The sequence below is a fragment of the Xanthobacter aminoxidans genome, assembly GCF_023571765.1.
GTDB classification, from domain to species: domain Bacteria; phylum Pseudomonadota; class Alphaproteobacteria; order Rhizobiales; family Xanthobacteraceae; genus Xanthobacter; species Xanthobacter aminoxidans.
In genome coordinates, this window is sequence record NZ_JAMJXC010000001.1 from 333,806 (window position 1) to 348,797 (window position 14,992).

14 protein-coding genes are annotated in these 14,992 nt (G+C 70.4%); 9 read left to right on the plus strand and 5 right to left on the minus strand.

The annotated features are described in order from the left end of the window. Positions 1-73 precede the first annotated feature (73 nt). From EJ105_RS01490 to EJ105_RS01510, 5 genes are all read left to right on the plus strand, one after another. Positions 74-475 carry a hypothetical protein gene (locus EJ105_RS01490; protein ID WP_024277156.1) on the plus strand — a complete coding sequence of 134 codons (402 nt, stop codon included), beginning with the start codon at positions 74-76 and terminating at the stop codon, positions 473-475. Between the two features lie 179 nt (positions 476-654). Beyond that, positions 655-2,001: a GGDEF domain-containing protein gene (locus EJ105_RS01495; protein ID WP_250165040.1), complete on the plus strand. Its 1,347-nt coding sequence runs from the start codon at positions 655-657 to the stop codon at positions 1,999-2,001. Positions 2,002-2,332: 331 nt separating this feature from the next. Continuing rightward, on the plus strand, positions 2,333-2,845 hold the full coding sequence (locus EJ105_RS01500; protein WP_250165041.1) for a hypothetical protein: 513 nt from the start codon (positions 2,333-2,335) through the stop codon (positions 2,843-2,845). Beyond that, positions 2,830-3,438 carry a hypothetical protein gene (locus EJ105_RS01505; RefSeq protein ID WP_250165042.1) on the plus strand — a complete coding sequence of 203 codons (609 nt, stop codon included), beginning with the start codon at positions 2,830-2,832 and terminating at the stop codon, positions 3,436-3,438. The genes EJ105_RS01500 and EJ105_RS01505 overlap by 16 nt, the downstream gene beginning before the upstream one ends. Before the next feature lie 59 nt (positions 3,439-3,497). After that, positions 3,498-4,100 (plus strand): YcgN family cysteine cluster protein, encoded by a 603-nt coding sequence (locus tag EJ105_RS01510; protein ID WP_284145256.1) that lies wholly within the window; start codon positions 3,498-3,500, stop codon positions 4,098-4,100. 51 nt (positions 4,101-4,151) lie between these two features. Here the strand turns inward: EJ105_RS01510 and EJ105_RS01515 are convergent, their stop codons facing one another. Continuing rightward, entirely contained in the window at positions 4,152-6,995 is a 2,844-nt protein-coding gene (locus tag EJ105_RS01515; RefSeq protein ID WP_245279447.1) for an EAL domain-containing protein, read from the minus strand. Between the two features lie 439 nt (positions 6,996-7,434). Beyond that, the gene (locus EJ105_RS01520; RefSeq protein ID WP_029556778.1) at positions 7,435-8,001 is read right to left on the minus strand and encodes a hypothetical protein; all 567 of its coding nucleotides are present in this window, start codon (positions 7,999-8,001) and stop codon (positions 7,435-7,437) included. Positions 8,002-8,275: 274 nt separating this feature from the next. Between EJ105_RS01520 and EJ105_RS01525 the strand changes: the two genes are divergently transcribed. Then, positions 8,276-9,592, plus strand: a complete 1,317-nt coding sequence (locus tag EJ105_RS01525; protein ID WP_394041907.1) for an NAD(P)/FAD-dependent oxidoreductase — start codon at positions 8,276-8,278, stop codon at positions 9,590-9,592. A 39-nt stretch (positions 9,593-9,631) separates the two neighbouring features. Here EJ105_RS01525 and EJ105_RS01530 read toward each other — a convergent pair whose 3' ends face one another. Further along, a complete protein-coding gene (locus EJ105_RS01530) occupies positions 9,632-10,348 on the minus strand; it encodes an MgtC/SapB family protein (RefSeq protein ID WP_029556780.1) in 717 nt (238 codons plus the stop codon). Between the two features lie 154 nt (positions 10,349-10,502). Here EJ105_RS01530 and EJ105_RS01535 point away from each other — a divergent pair, with 154 nt between their 5' ends. Both EJ105_RS01535 and leuC read left to right on the plus strand, forming a co-directional pair. Further along, on the plus strand, positions 10,503-10,667 hold the full coding sequence (locus tag EJ105_RS01535; RefSeq protein WP_155982206.1) for a hypothetical protein: 165 nt from the start codon (positions 10,503-10,505) through the stop codon (positions 10,665-10,667). 106 nt (positions 10,668-10,773) lie between these two features. Continuing rightward, positions 10,774-12,198, plus strand: coding sequence for a 3-isopropylmalate dehydratase large subunit (gene leuC, locus EJ105_RS01540; protein WP_029556781.1), 1,425 nt, complete (start codon positions 10,774-10,776; stop codon positions 12,196-12,198). A 64-nt stretch (positions 12,199-12,262) separates the two neighbouring features. On the opposite strand, the gene EJ105_RS01545 is transcribed toward leuC, so the two are convergent. Then, complete coding sequence (locus tag EJ105_RS01545; RefSeq protein WP_250165043.1) at positions 12,263-13,261, minus strand: MBL fold metallo-hydrolase; 999 nt, start codon at positions 13,259-13,261, stop codon at positions 12,263-12,265. 90 nt (positions 13,262-13,351) lie between these two features. Here EJ105_RS01545 and EJ105_RS01550 point away from each other — a divergent pair, with 90 nt between their 5' ends. Continuing rightward, positions 13,352-14,122: a helix-turn-helix transcriptional regulator gene (locus EJ105_RS01550; RefSeq protein ID WP_250165044.1), complete on the plus strand. Its 771-nt coding sequence runs from the start codon at positions 13,352-13,354 to the stop codon at positions 14,120-14,122. Positions 14,123-14,129: 7 nt separating this feature from the next. Here EJ105_RS01550 and nadC read toward each other — a convergent pair whose 3' ends face one another. Continuing rightward, on the minus strand, positions 14,130-14,984 hold the full coding sequence (gene nadC / locus EJ105_RS01555) for a carboxylating nicotinate-nucleotide diphosphorylase (RefSeq protein ID WP_250165045.1): 855 nt from the start codon (positions 14,982-14,984) through the stop codon (positions 14,130-14,132). Between the last annotated feature and the right edge of the window lie 8 nt (positions 14,985-14,992).

Genomic DNA, 14,992 nt, shown 5'->3' on the forward strand with positions numbered 1-14,992 from the left:
AGCGTTGACGCGGCCGGGTGGTTCCCTGTCATCCCGCCACATCCGTGTCGCGGGCGCCGATCCGAGGTGCATCATGTCCACCGCCCCGACCGGAGCAAAGGGCTCCTACATCTTCCGGCTGCGCGCGGGAATCCTGGTGCTCGCCGCCTCGGTGCTGCTGTGCTGGGTCGGCGGGCATTTCGTCGCCCGGCAGTTCGGCCTCGGCCTCGGCTGGGCCATCCTGATCGCGCTCGCCATCTGGACGGGCGTCGGCATCCTCATCGCCCGGCTGGATACGCGCATCTATTACGGAACGGCCCTCGCGGTGACGCTGTTCCTCGCCTACCTCGTCTACGATTTCACCCGCTCGGCGCTGGACTGGTCCAATGGCGTCGCCCTCACGCTGGCGGTCCTCGCGACGGTGCTGCTCGCCTTCACCTTCCACGATTTCCGCCGGCTGAAGCACGAGCTGCGCCTGTGGGCCTACCGCCGGTAGGGCAACTTCCTGTTGCGTTGCAGCAGGTTGTGTTGTGCGCATGGCCGGGCTCAGGCTTGACTTTCCCTCGAGGGAACCATCCAAGTAGGCGCAGGGCGGCCGATGCGACCTAGGGTGGCGGGCGGCTGTGCCGCCTCCAGATCGCGCGTCCGATGTCGGGCGGCGTCGGTGGGCGGAGCATGTCGGACGGACGCCTTTATATTTTTGCCGGACCTATCGTCTCGCTGCTGATCGCCGTCGTGTTCCTGCTGGTCTGGCTGCACGATCGCGAGCGCCGCTGCGGGCTCTATTTCGCGTCCGCCTTCTGCGCCTATGCGCTGGCCGCGCTGATCCAGATCACCGGCTTTCCCCGCGAGGCGGGCCCGAACGCGGTGGTGTCGGCCATCGTCTACACCTTCGCCGTGCTCACCCTGGTGGAAGGCGTGCTGGTGCGGTTCGGCCGTGCGGGGTCGGGGCGGCTGCTGCTCGTCATGGCCTGCGCCATCGTCGCGCTGGTGTTCTATTTCTTCTATTTCGACCGCGATCTGGTCGCCCGCATCTATGTGCAGAATCTCGGCTACGGCACCATGTTCGTGGTCGCGGCGGTCAAGATGGTCGCCCTGGAGCGGCGGCGGCCCATCGACCGGCTGCTGTTCTGGACCTTCCTGCTGTTCGGCCTGCACTTCTTTATCCGCACCGGCCTCACCATGCGGATCTCCGGCGACCTCTTCGAGATCGACCGGATGCGGGAGAACGGCGCCGACCCCGCGGATCTCGCCGCCTTGTTCCGCGCGACGCCGTTCTGGCAGGTGCTGAACTTCTCCCTGCTCATCAGCGGCCTCCTGCTCGCCCTCGCCCTGCTCGGGTCCATCGCCGCCGACGCCATCGACGAGATCCGCCGGGAGGGCCGCTCCGATGCCCTGACCGGCCTCGGCACCCGCCGCGACTTCATGGAGCGGGCGCGGGACATTCTCGCCGATCCCGGCGCGCGGCCGGTGACGCTCATCGCGTTCGACATGGACCGCTTCAAGCAGATCAATGAGGATTTCGGCCCCACCTCCGGCGACCGGATGCTCTCCGTGGTCGGCCGCCTGATCCTGCAGGAGACCTCGCCGCGCGATGCAGCGGCGCGCATGGACGGGGAGGAGTTCGTGGTCCTGCTGGCGCGCACCAATCGCGTCGGGGCCTCCCGCGTCGCCGACCGGTTGCGCGCGGAGCTGGACTTCGCACGTCTCTCCGTGCTGCCGCCCCACGCCACCGTCACCGCCAGCTTCGGCGTGGCCGAGCAGCGGCAGGGCGAGAGCCTCGACAGCCTGTTGAGCCGGGCCGAGGGCCTCGTCGCCGTGGCGAAGGCCGAAGGGCGCGACGGCCTCGCCACCGACGCGCCGGCCCCGGACCAGAAGCTCGAGCCGGAGTATCGCGAGCCGCCGGAGGCCGATGCGCAGGATGGCGCCCAGGAAGACGCGCAGGACGACACGCAGGATGGCCCGCCCGATGCGCCGGAGGCGCGATCCCTCCCGCGGCCCGGCGGGCGGCGGATGCTGTGAACGGCCGGGCTTGATCTTGATCAAAGTCCCCGGCCCGCGCGCTGCCTAGCTTTCCCCCATAAACATTCGGGGGAAACCATGCCTGCACAGACCGCCATCTGGCTCGCCGTCATCATCACCGCCTTCGGCGGCTTCGCTCTGGCCCTCGCTTTGGCCGATCGCTACACCGCCGGCAAGCGCTGAAGCCGGGGCGCCGGCCCTGCTCGCGTTGCAGCCGGGCCTGCGCCTGCTCAAGGCTTTTGATGATGCGCATTTTCTTCACGCGAACCGGAATCCACTTCGCTTGAAAATGCTCTAGGCTCCCTGCGGCAACTGCCTTGGGGGCCTCGCCATGACCGGATCTTCGAGGGGACCATCTCCCGCGCCGCACCGCCGGAGCGGGGCTGTTGGGCATGCGTTCGGCCTCGCCGCGCTCGCTCTGGTCATCGGCGCGCCTGCGGCCCACGCCACCGGAACGCTCGATTGCAGCATCGACGATGCGGCGGTGTCCTTCGCCGCGCAGACGGCCTTCTCCCACGGCATGGGCGGCAGCTTCAACAATTTCCGCGCCGAGCTGGAGGTGAAGCCGGCGGGCAAGGGTGCGGCTCCGTTCGGCAAGCTGGAACTGGACGGCGAGGCGCTGGTCCACCACTGGTTCCACGGCCACGAGGTGCGCCTTCACCTCTATCGCGACCTGCCCGATCCCAAGGCCGGCTCCGCCGAGCTGGTGATCGAGACCAGGAGCCGGGGCAAGGACGCCGAGAGTTTCGCCGGCCGCTATGTCCTCACCCTCACCACGGTGGATGCGGACGGCACCGAAAAGACCCGCACGCTGAAGGGACGCGCCACATGCTCCGCCGGCTGATCGCCGTTCTCCCGTTCGCCATCGCTTTGGTGCCGTCGCTGGCCCCCGCCGCCGGCCCGGAGGCGCTGCCGCCGTTCGCCTGCACCGGCCCGTTCGCGGCCGACACCGACGAGGCGGCGCTGATCCGTACGTTCGGGCGCGCCAATGTGGTGTACCGCAGCGTGCCCGCCGCCGAGGGCGAGATGGTGAAGGCCTCCGTGCTGTTCCCGGACGACTCCGCGCGCCGGGTGGAGATCATCTGGCTCGACGAGAAGAAGCGGCGGCGGCCGGGCGATGTGATCGTCCATAACCCCGGCCCGTGGCGCACGGCCGAAGGCATCGGCATCGGCGCGACGCTGGCCGAGGTGGAGGCGGCGAACGGCAAGCCCTTCACCCTCTCCGGCTTCGGCTGGGACTATGGCGGCTCGGTGCTGGACTGGGACGGCGGCCGGCTCGCCAAAACCACCGGCTGCCGGCTGCAGCTCCGGTTCGAGCCGCCCGCTGCCTATCAGGGCGACGTGGATGGCGACCGGGAATTCCGCTCCGACAACAAGGACATGCGGGCGGCCAAGCCCGTCGTCTACCAGATGCTGCTGAGCTACGGCGGCGAGTGAGCGTCTCACCGGGAGTGAGTGTGAGCGACTTGCCGCCGTCCCTGTGCTAAAGGGGCGGCATGCCTCCCTCCGCCCGACCCCGGCCCGCCGCCGAGATTGCGCCCGCGCCTGCCGCGACCTCTGCGCCTGCGCAGACCCCCGCGCCGTTCTGGCGGACCAAGACCCTCGCCACCATGACGGTGGAGGAATGGGAGAGCCTGTGCGACGGCTGCGGCCGCTGCTGCCTCGTCAAGCTGGAGGACGAGGATTCGGGCGCCGTCGCCTACACGGACGTCGCCTGCCGCCTGTTCGATGCCGGCTCCTGCCGCTGCGCCGACTATCCCAACCGGTCCGAGATCGTGGAAGACTGCGTGCGCCTCACCCCCGAGGCGGTGGAGAGCATCGGCTGGCTGCCGCCCACCTGCGCCTACCGGCTGGTGCGCGAGGGCAAGGACTTGCCGTTCTGGCATCCTTTGGTGTCCGGCACGCGGGACACGGTGGTCAGCGCGGGCATCTCGGTACACGGACGGGTCGCGGGGCTGGAAAGCGAGTTCGGCCTGTTCGAGCTGGTGGACCACATCGTCAACTGGCCAGCCCGCTGGCCGCGCGGCGCGAAGGGGAGCCAGACAGGGGCACAGGCGCCTGTGAAACGCGCCCGAACGCGGGCCAAACCGGGCGCGTAAGGGAACGGGCGCGTCAGAGACGGGGGTATCCGGACAGGCGCCTGAGCGGGCCTATTCCGCCGCCGTGCCCGTCTTCTTCTTGCGGGCGTCCACCGGCGCCGGCTCGATAAGGTGGCGGCATTCCTCGGCGGTGAGCGGCTCGCCGAACACCACGCCCTGCCCGTATTCGCAGCCGAAGCGGGTCATCTCGGCGGCTTCCACTTCCTTCTCCAGCCCTTCGGCCATCACGTCCATGCCCAGGTCGTGGGCCAGATCGATCATGGCGCCGACGATCACCGGCCGGGCGGCGCGGGACGGCCCCTTGGCCACCGAGCGCACGAAACGCGGGTCGATCTTCACGCTGTCGAACGGGAAGCGCTGGAGATAGGCGAGGGAGGAATAGCCGGTGCCGAAATCATCGAGGCACAGGCCGGCACCCAGCTCGCGCATGCGGCCCAGGACCACGGCGGCATATTCCGGGTTTTCCATCACCAGCCCTTCGGTGACTTCCAGCTTCAGCGAGCCGGGCGCCACCGTGTTGCGGGCGAGCACCGATTTCAGGTCCTGGATCAGATCGTGCCGCAGCAGCTGCCGGGACGAGACGTTGACGTGCATGAACAGCGGCGGGTCCACGCGCAAGAGGCGCTGCCACTGGCCGAGCTGGCGCGCCGCGCGGTCGAGCACGAACAGGCCGAGGTCGAGGATGAGCCCGGTCTCCTCGGCCAGCAGGATGAATTCCGAGGCGGCAAGCTCGCCGAGGCGCGGGTGGTTCCAGCGCATATACGCCTCGAAGCCGCCGATGGCCCGGTCGCCGAGGCGCACGATGGGCTGGTAGCGGACCGAGATCTGCTCCTTCTCCAGCGCCTCGCGCAGCTCCTGCTCCAGCACCACGCGGTCGATCTTCTGCTGGCGCATGGCAGGGCGGAACACCTCGATGCGGTCGCCGCCGATGCGCTTGGCGTAATACATGGCCAGCTCGGCGTCTTTCAGCACCTCGTCGCGCTTCACCTGATCCGGGCCGGACAGGACGAGGCCGATGGAGGCGGTGACGAACACCTCCCGGTCGGCGAAGGCGATGGGCGCGCGCAGCGAGCGGCGGAGCGTATCGGCGAAGGTGGTGATGCGCTCGGCGTCGCGCTCGGACATCAGGATGATGCCGAACTGGTCGCCGGAGATGCGGGCCAAAGTGTCCTGCGGCTTCAGAAGCCGCGTCATGCGGCGGGCGACGGTGAGCAGGATGGAATCCGCCACCGCCATGCCCACCTGCACGTTGAGCTGCTTGAAGCGGTCGAGGTCGATCACCATCACCGTCGGCTTCACCTTGTCGTCGAGGCGGGCGGCGACGAGGGCCTGGTGCAGGCGATCGAGGAAGAGTTCGCGGTTGGGCAGGCCGGTGAGGTTGTCGCGCACCGCGTCGTGCAGCAGGCGCTCGGCGGCGATGCGCTCGCCGGTCACGTCGGTGAGGGTGCCGATGCAGCGCACCACCTCGCCGTCCGCGCCCACCACGGGGCGGGCCTTGAGGTTGAAGGTGAGATAGTGGCCGTCGATGGCGCGCAGGCGGAAGTCCTGGTCGATGCGGCCGCGGCGCTGGTCGATGATGCCGTCGAGCGTGGCGCGGAAGCGGTCGCGGTCGGCGGGGTGCAGCACCTCCAGCCAGCCGGCGGCCTCGGTCTCCAGCGAATGGCGCTTCAGGCCCAGCGCCTCCTCAGCCTCGGGGGAGGTGTAGATGCGGTCGGTGTCCACATCCCAGTCCCACACGATGAGGCCGGAGCCGGCCAGCGCCAGCGCGCGGCGCTCCAGCTCCGAGGCGGAGCCCTGGATGCCGCCAATGCCGGCGAAGGCGTGCTGCATCACCGTGAAGCCGATGAGCATGACGATGAGCACGAGGCCGCCCGAGAGCGCGGGGGCGGCGAGATCGTTGGTGACGTAGCCGGCGACCGTGAGCCCCGCCATCAGCACCCACACCACCAGCAGCGACCAGGTGGGGATGATGAGCACCGCGCGGTCGAAGCCGTGCTGCGACAGCCAGATCACCACGCCGAAGCCGGCCACCGCCACCGCCAGCAGCGAGAGGCGGGCGATGCCCGCCGCCACCGGCGCATCGAGCAGCGCCACCACCACGAGGGCGGCGAGGAAGACCAGCCATCCGGCGGCCACATGCACGTAGCGCACATGCCAGCGGTTGAGGTTGAGATAGGCGAACAGGAAGACCAGCAAGGTCGCGGTGAGGATCGCCTCGCCCGCCGCCCGCCAGAACTGCTCGGCGATGGGGGAGAGGCCGAACACCTTCGACCAGAAGGCGAAGTCGAGGCCGATATAGCCGAGCACGGCCCAGGCCAGCGCCGCCGCGGCCGGGAACATCACCGAGCCCTTCACCACGAACAGGATGGTGAGGAACAGCGCCAGCAGGCCGGCGATGCCGATGACGATGCCGTGGTAGAGGGTGAAGGCGTTCACCCGGTCCTTGTAGGCGTCGGGCTCCCACAGCTGCAGCTGCGGCAGGCTGGGCGAGCCGAGTTCCACCACGAAGGTGACGGTGGAGCCGGGGTCCAGGGTGATGAGGAACACGTCCGCGTCCGGCGCCGACTGGCGTTCCGGCTTGAAGCCCTGGCTGGGCGTCAGGGAGAGGATGCGGCGGTTGCCGAGATCGGGCCAGAACAGGCCGGAGCCGGACATGCGGTAGTGCGGCGCGACGATGAGGCGGTCCACCTGCTCGTCGGTATTGTTGGTGAGGGCGAAGGCGATCCACTCGCCATGGCTGCGCCCGTCGGAGGTCGGCACCTCGATGCGGCGCACCACGCCCTCGGCGTCAGGGGCGGTGGAAATCTGGTAGCGGCCGTCCTCGGTGGTCTGGCGCTCGACGGCCGGCAGCAGGTCCACCACCTTGGCATCGAGCCGGAGCGCAATTGCCTCCATCGCCTGCGCGCTGCCGGTGAGCGCACAGAGCAGGAGGAGGAGCGCCACGGGCAGAGCGAGGACGCCGGCGAGAAACGACCGCAAATTCAGGTCTCCGCATCCGGCATGGAACCGGACCGATCAGCCTTGGAACATGCCCGAAGCCGGATGCCCCGCGCATGGACGGCGCGCGGCATTGCGACGGACGCTGGATTCACCTTGGGGCCATCAGGATGGGAAAACGCCACCACGCACCACGGAACATCACGCAAGGTCAACCGCGCCGGCTTGTGTCGAAGAGGCTGCGCCGCGGTCCACACCGTGAATCATCTATCCAAGCGTTGCGGCCGGAGCAAGGCGCACGCGCGCTCTGGCATCGTTCCAGACTGGAAAGAGGGGCCCCGGAACGACGATGCGCGCCCTTGGGGGGCGCGCATCGCGGATCGGGTGATCGGTTCGCTCAGAAGAAGCGGCGGGCGGCGTCGCGATCCTCGGCGAGGGGCGCGGGCTCACGCGAGAGGCGGGCGGCCTCCTCGCGGCGCACATATTCGGAGAACGGGTCGAGGGCGGCTTCCACCGCTTCCTCGGCCTGGGCCGAGACCACTTCCAGCGGCGGCTGCTGCACCGGGCGGGCGACGGGGGCGGCGGCGGCCTCCACCGGAACCGCGCGGTCGGAATCGGTGGTGCGGGACGCCTTGGCGTCGAGCCACGGCAGCGGATAGGGCGAGGCGATGAAGGCCACGCCGTCTTCCTGCTCCCAGGCGATCATGTGGACCGCTTCCTCGGCCGGCATGCCGGGCAGGGAGAACATCTGCGGGATGTCCCGCGCGCTGCCGCTCCAGCCGATGGTGTGGGCCAGCTGGAAGGCTTCGTCGAGGAAGGCGGTCACCGCCGCGAGGCGGTCGGCGCGGAGCGACTGGGCGAAGTCCACATCCAGAAGACGGCGCAGATACGCCTCCACGCTGTCGCCGGCCGCCCACTGGGAGCCGGAGGCGAACTGGTAAACATAGACGCGCGGATTAGCCATCACGCAGCTCCGAATAATCTCTACTGGGCGCTCCTCATATCAAAGGAGCCCAGGAAACACAAAAGTGCGCCCAAAGAGCATGCGCCGTGCCGATTCAATGGCAACTAAGCCGGCGCTTCATTCTCCTTGCGGGAGGGAGGTACGCACTGGCGGCGGGTTCCATTCAATCTGAGGGGACCCCGGACCATCCTGAGGCCGGGATGGTTAATTCTTCGTTGCCGCCCAGCGGACGCAAGGTCATTCCCGTGGCCGGGCGATATTGTACAAAGAGGCCATGCAGATGCCTCCCGCCCCCGGCACCGATCCGAAAAGCCACGGCCTGTGGGCGATGACCGCCCCGCCGCCACCGGAGACCGCCCCGCTTGCGGGTGACGCGGGTGGCGACGCGCGGGTCGATGTGGCCGTTGTGGGTGCCGGTTATACCGGCCTTGCCGCCGCGCTCCGGCTGGCCGGGGCGGGCGCGCGGGTGAGGGTGCTGGAGGCCGCCGGCATTGGCTCGGGCGGAGCGGGGCGCAATGTGGGCCTCGTCAATGCCGGGCTCTGGGTCATGCCCGACGACATCGTCGCCACCCTCGGCGCCGAGAAGGGCGAGGGGCTGCTCTCCCTCCTCGGCGGGGCGCCGGCGGAGGTGTTCGCCCTCGTCGCCCGCCACGCCATCGGCTGCGAGGCGACGCCCAACGGCACGCTGCATTGCGCGGTCGGTCGCGCCGGGCGGGCCGAGATCGAGGCCCGTGCCGCCCAGTGGCAGGCGCGCGGTGCGCCGGTTCACCTGCTCGATGCCGACGCGGCCCGCACGATGATCGGCGGCGGCCGATATCGTGGCGCGCTGCTGGACGACCGCGCCGGCACCATCCAACCCCTCGCTTACGCCCGGGGCCTTGCCCGCGCGGCGATGGGTGCGGGGGCGGTGATCCATACGGCAAGCCCGGTGCGGTCGGCGGAGGAGGGGGCCGGCGGCTGGGTGTTGCGCACCGATGGGGGCACGCTGGTGGCGGACTGGATCATCGTCGCGACTGACGCCTACAGCTTCGGGCCGTGGGAGCGCCTCGCCCGCGAGCAGGTGCCGCTGCCCTATTTCAACTTCGCCACCCCTCCGGTGCCGGACGCCCTTCGCCAGCGCATCCTGCCCGGCCGGCAGGGCATCTGGGACACCCAGCAGGTGCTCACCTCCCTGCGCTATGATGCGGCCGGGCGGCTGGTGTTCGGCAGCATCGGCGCGCTCGGCGGGCTGGCGGGGGTGCATGAAGCCTATGCCCGGCGGGCGCTGGCCCGCCTCTTCCCGGAGCTGCCGCCGGCGCCGTTCGAGGCCGGCTGGTTCGGCACCATCGGCATGACCGACGACGCCCTGCCGCGCTTCCGGCGCCTCGCGCGCAACGTCGTCTCCATCAGCGGTTACAACGGCCGGGGCATCGGCCCGGGCACGGTGTTCGGTCGGCTGCTGGCCGATCTGGTGCTGGGGCGCATCCGGCCGGAAGAGGTGCCGCTGCCGGAACGCGAGGTGACGGTCCCGCGCTGGCGGGCGGCGCAGGCGGCCTTCTATGCGGCCGGTTCCGCCGCCGCGCATCTGGTGGGGGAGCGGGGGCCGGGCTGACGAGCCGGCGGCCCTGCCTGCCGCAAGGCGAAGGGGGCGCTATTCCTCCGTCACGCTTTCCCATGTGGCATGGCGGGCATGGGGCCGCTTCGCCAGACGGTCGGTGATGGCGTCCAGTTCGGCGGGGACCACCGAGGTGGTCACGAGCTTCGCCACCAGCACCACGGCGCCGTCGGTGCCGGGCTCCTCGTCCACGTCGCTGACGAGATATTTCTCGCCCTCCAGCGTGTCGATGAGCACGTCGCGCAGATCGGCGGCGGCGGCGGAATCCACCGTGAGGCGCACCTCGTAGCTGACTTCCGAGCGGCGGGCGTCGAGGGGCGCGCGGTCGATGGCGCGGGCGACGGGGCGCAGCACCGTGTTGCCGGCGATGATGATGAAGGTGATGAGCGCCGCCTCGGCCAGGCGGTCGGCTCCGGCGCAGCTGCCCACGGCGGCCGAGCACCAGAGCGTCGCGGCCGTGTTGAGGCCGCGCACGTTCATGCCTTCCTTCATGATGACGCCGGCGCCGAGAAAGCCGACACCCGTCACCACGTTGGCGGCGACGCGCATGGCATCGCTCGGGCCGCCGAGGCTGGCGGCGAGATCGACGAAGGCGGCGGAGCCCACGGCCACGAGCACGTTGGTGCGAAGCCCGGCGGTGCGCTGGCGATATTGCCGCTCGGCGCCGATCAGCGTGCCGAACAGGAAGGCGGCGGCAAGGCTCACCACGGTATCGAGGAACTGCACCCCGTGGAAATTGGAAACGAACTGCACCCGAAACTCCTTCCCCCTCGACACCGCCGGCGACTGTATACCGCCTCGCCCAGGATGATGGCGAAGCCAAGGGCAGTGTGCGACCGGCCGTCCTGTTTCACAGCTGCGCGCGCCGGATTGTCGCGTCAGCGTGGAACTGCTAAAAACCCGCCCCATGCGACAGACGCGTGACCATCGCCACAGCCTCGACCGGGCGGCCCATTGCGGGGCCGGCCCTTTCGCGCGCACGACGATGGAGTTCGCGGCGGTGCCCGACCATGTGCGCCTGCCCGGCCGCTTCTTCGGCCGCTTCACCACGGCGGCGTCCTCGGTGCTTTGACGCCCGCCCTTGACGCGCCCGCACGCGGCGCGACGGACAACCGCCCTCCATCGTTACCGGCCCGGCCGCACCGACGCGCGCCGGCCTCTCCTCAGGACACAATGCGATGAACGCCCCGGTCAACGGCCCCAAGACGCTCTACGACAAGATCTTCGACGACCACGTCGTCTCCCGGCAGGATGACGGCACCTGCCTGCTCTACATCGACCGCCACCTGGTGCACGAGGTGACGAGCCCGCAGGCCTTCGAGGGCCTGCGCATGACGGGGCGCAAGGTGCGCGCCCCGCAGAAGACCCTCGCGGTGGTGGACCACAATGTTCCCACCACCGACCGCACTTTGCCGAACCCGGACCCGGAGAGCGTCGCGCAGATCGCCGCGCTCGCCGAGAACACCAAGGAATTCGGCGTCGAATATTATGACGGCTTCGACAAGCGCCAGGGCGTGGTGCACGTGGTCGGCCCCGAGCAGGGCTTCACCTTGCCCGGCACCACCATCGTCTGCGGCGACAGCCACACCTCCACCCACGGCGCGTTCGGCGCCCTCGCCCACGGCATCGGCACGTCCGAGGTGGAGCATGTGCTCGCCACCCAGACGCTGATCCAGAAGAAGGCGAAGAACATGCGCGTCACCGTCTCCGGGCCGCTGCCCGAAGGCGTCGGCGCCAAGGACGTGGTGCTCGCCATCATCGGCACCATCGGCACCGCCGGCGGCACGGGCTACGTCATCGAATATGCCGGCGAGGGCATCACCTCCCTCTCCATGGAAGGGCGGATGACCGTCTGCAACATGTCCATCGAGGGCGGCGCCCGCGCCGGCATGGTCGCCCCCGACGAGAAGGCGTTCGAGTATCTCAAGGGCCGGCCGAAGTCCCCCAAGGGCGCCGACTGGGATGCCGCGCTCCGCTTCTGGCAGACCCTGCGCTCGGACGAGGGCGCGCATTTCGACGCCGAGATCCATCTCGACGGCGCCAACCTGCCGCCCATCGTCTCCTGGGGCACCAGCCCCGAGGACGTGGTGTCCGTCGAGGGCGTCGTGCCCGATCCGGCGCTCATCGAGGACGAGGGCAAGCGCGCCGCCAAGATCCGCGCGCTGGGCTACATGGGCCTCACGGCGGGCACGAAGATCCAGGACATCACCATCGACCGGGCCTTCATCGGCTCTTGCACCAACGGGCGCATCGAGGACCTGCGGCAGGCGGCGGCCATCGCCCGCGGCCACAAGGTGAACCCGAACGTCTCCGCCATGGTCGTGCCGGGCTCCGGCCTCGTGAAGGAGCAGGCCGAGGCCGAGGGTCTGGACAAGATCTTCATCGAGGCGGGCTTCGAGTGGCGCGAGCCGGGCTGCTCCATGTGCCTCGCCATGAATGCCGACCGCCTCGCCCCCGAGGAGCGCTGCGCCTCCACCTCGAACCGCAATTTCGAGGGCCGTCAGGGCTTCAAGGGCCGCACCCACCTCGTCTCCCCCGCCATGGCGGCGGCGGCGGCCATCGCCGGCCACTTCGTGGACGTGCGGAACTGGCCGAAGGCGTGAGCCTCTTTCCTTCCTGAACACGGACGGCCGGGCTTCATCGCCCGGCCGTTTTCGTATCCGGGGCTCACTCCGCCAATTGGTAGGTGAGCGGCAGCCAGCGATAGGCGCCGCCCTGCCGCTCCACATAGCCCACCGACGGGAAGGACGTGTGATAGCCCACCACCGGGATGCGGTCGGTGGCGGCCATGTCGTAGATGCGCTTGCGGGTGGCGGCGCCCTGCGTCTTGTCCATGTCGAACAGAGCGTGCCACTCGGGATGCGCCAGCGACGCCACTTCGTGGTGGGCGCAATCGCCCCAGACCAGCAGCCGCTTGCCGCCGCTCTCCACATGGAAGGCCAGATGGCCGGGCGTGTGCCCGAAGGCCTCCACCGCATGGATGCCGGGCACGATCTCGGCGCCCGGCCGCACCCGGGTGATGCGATCGGCGAAAGGGGCGAGGTTGCCGGCGAACACCTGCGCGGTGGCGTGTTCGAGGCTGTCGGGCGCCGCTGAAAGGCGCTCGGGCGCGGCCCAGTAGGCATATTCCGCATCGCCGATGACGTAGCGGGCCTTGGGAAACATCTCCTTGCCCGCCTCCACCAGCCCGCCGATATGGTCCACATGGGCGTGGGAGAGCACCACCACGTCCACCTGCTCGGGCGCATAGCCGGCGGCGGCGATCTGTTGGGTGAGCCAGCCCCCGTTCGGCCTCGGGATGAAGCCGTTCGCGCCATTGCCGGCATCGAACAGCAGGAGCTGGGACCCGGTGTTCACCAGCGTCGGGGTGAAGCCGGGCCGGAAGCGCTTTTCCGGCAGCAGGCTGGCCTGCATGAGCGCCGCCACCTCCGCCGCCGGCCGGTCCTCCCCGACGATGGGCCACGGCCCGTCGATCATGGCGGCGGCATCGAGCACGGTCGTCACCTCGAACGCGCCCAGCCGGAAGCGGAAGGGTGTGACGGGGAGGGCGCCGCGCTGGGGCGCCATGGCGCTCGCGCGCCCCGTGCGCAGGAGCGCCGGTGCGGCGATGGCGGCGGCGAGAAGGGCGCGGCGGCTGGGCGCGCCGCGGGGCGTTGGCGTCTGCATGGCGGTCCCCCTGCGGGCGGCTTTGTGCAGCCCGCGGCGATGTGATGAAGTGCCGGCGGGAGGAGCCTAGGTATGGGCACGCGGCCCCGCTTGTACGAACGTGCTGCGCCGGGGCAGGGCCTCGGGCCGCTCTGGTTCCTGGATGCGGGCCGGACCTTCTTCGCCGGGCCGCTCGTCTACAATGCCCCGCACCAGCACGGCGCCCCGGTGTTCCTCGCCGGTCTCTACGGCCCGTTCGGGCTCAGGGTCCAAGGCGGTAGCTGGCAGGCCTGCCGCACCGCGCTGGTGCCGGCCGGGGTGGTGCATGAGCTGGATGTGGGCGGCGAGCCCATCGCCGTCTTCTATCTGGAGCCGAGCGTGGACGGCGCCCATGCGTTGGCGCCTCTGGTGGCCAATGCGCGGGAGGAGCAGGGCGCCCTCTTCGGCGGCGGGGGCGGGCTGCCGCTGCTGCGCGAACTGTGGGAGGCGCCGGACGCGGCCGGCTGGGCCGGCGCGGCCCTGGCCGATGTGGTGGATGTCTCCCGCCGGCGCGCCCGTGCCGGGCTCGATCCCCGCATCCAGCGGGTGGCGGCGGCGATGACCGATGCGGAGCGCGTGCCGGAGCTTGCCGCCCTCGCGCGGCAGGTCGGGCTCTCCCCCTCGCGGCTGCAACACCTGTTCACCGCCGAGATGGGCGTGCCGTTCCGCCGCTATCGCGCCTGGGGGCGGATGCGGCGGGCCATCGGCGAGATCGCCGCCGGCAGCAGCTTCACCGCCGCCGCTCATGCGGCCGGCTTTGCCGACCAGGCGCACTTCACCCACGACTTCCGCCGCACCTTCGGCGCGGCGCCCTCCCAGAGCCTGCGTGGCGTGCGGCTGTGATCGCCCGTCAGCCCACCCAGTCGAGGCCGATGTCGAGGATGGGGGCGCTGTGGGTCAGCCAGCCCACGGAGATGAGGTCCACGCCCGACGCTGCGATGGCTGGCGCCGTCTCGCGGTTCACCCGGCCCGAGGCCTCGGTGAGCATCCGCCCGTTCACCATGCGCACGGCCTCAGTCAGGGTGGCGGGGGTCATGTTGTCGAGCAGCACGGCATCGGCGCCGAGCGTCAGCAGCTCTTCCAGCTGGGCGAGGGTGTCCACCTCCACCTCCACCTTCACCATGTGACCGGCGCGGGCGCGCACGCGCCTGACCGCCTCGGCCACCGAGCCGGCGATGGCGACGTGGTTGTCCTTCACCAGCACCGCATCATCGAGGCCGAAGCGGTGGTTGGCGCCACCGCCGGCGCGCACGGCGTATTTCTCCAGCGCCCGCAGGCCGGGCGAGGTCTTGCGGGTGCAGACGATCTGCGCCTTGTGGCCCGCCACCGCATCCGCGAGCGACGCGGTCGCCGTGGCGATGCCGGAGAGGCGGCAGGTGAGGTTGAGGCCTGTGCGCTCGCCGGTGAGGAGCGCGCGCGAGGGGCCTTCCACCTCGGCCAGCACGGTACCGGGCGTCACGCGCGATCCGTCCGCTACGATGGGGGTGAAACGCACGTCCGGATTCAGCAGCCGGAAGGCGAGGCGGGCGCAGTCGAGGCCCGCCACCACGCCGTCCTGACGGGCGGCGAGCACGAGGCGGCTGACGTGTCCGGCCGGCACCACCGCATCGGTGGTGATGTCCCCGGCGCGGCCGAGGTCTTCCAGCAGCGCGGCGCGGACGATGGGCTCCACCATCAGTTCGGGGAGCGGGTCGAGGGCGGCCATGGCGGCTC

What these genes read in the sequence shown, in the direction of transcription:
- EJ105_RS01490 (WP_024277156.1), top strand. Translation starts at nt 74, where the DNA reads ATGTCCACCGCCCCGACCGGAGCAAAGGGCTCCTACATCTTCCGGCTG.
- EJ105_RS01515 (WP_245279447.1), bottom strand. Translation starts at nt 6,995, where the DNA reads ATGGAGGCAATTGCGCTCCGGCTCGATGCCAAGGTGGTGGACCTGCTG.
- EJ105_RS01500 (WP_250165041.1), top strand. Translation starts at nt 2,333, where the DNA reads ATGACCGGATCTTCGAGGGGACCATCTCCCGCGCCGCACCGCCGGAGC.
- nadC (WP_250165045.1), bottom strand. Translation starts at nt 14,984, where the DNA reads ATGGCCGCCCTCGACCCGCTCCCCGAACTGATGGTGGAGCCCATCGTC.
- leuC (WP_029556781.1), top strand. Translation starts at nt 10,774, where the DNA reads ATGAACGCCCCGGTCAACGGCCCCAAGACGCTCTACGACAAGATCTTC.
- EJ105_RS01525 (WP_394041907.1), top strand. Translation starts at nt 8,276, where the DNA reads ATGCAGATGCCTCCCGCCCCCGGCACCGATCCGAAAAGCCACGGCCTG.
- EJ105_RS01545 (WP_250165043.1), bottom strand. Translation starts at nt 13,261, where the DNA reads ATGCAGACGCCAACGCCCCGCGGCGCGCCCAGCCGCCGCGCCCTTCTC.
- EJ105_RS01520 (WP_029556778.1), bottom strand. Translation starts at nt 8,001, where the DNA reads ATGGCTAATCCGCGCGTCTATGTTTACCAGTTCGCCTCCGGCTCCCAG.
- EJ105_RS01495 (WP_250165040.1), top strand. Translation starts at nt 655, where the DNA reads ATGTCGGACGGACGCCTTTATATTTTTGCCGGACCTATCGTCTCGCTG.
- EJ105_RS01505 (WP_250165042.1), top strand. Translation starts at nt 2,830, where the DNA reads ATGCTCCGCCGGCTGATCGCCGTTCTCCCGTTCGCCATCGCTTTGGTG.
- EJ105_RS01510 (WP_284145256.1), top strand. Translation starts at nt 3,498, where the DNA reads ATGCCTCCCTCCGCCCGACCCCGGCCCGCCGCCGAGATTGCGCCCGCG.
- EJ105_RS01535 (WP_155982206.1), top strand. Translation starts at nt 10,503, where the DNA reads ATGCGACAGACGCGTGACCATCGCCACAGCCTCGACCGGGCGGCCCAT.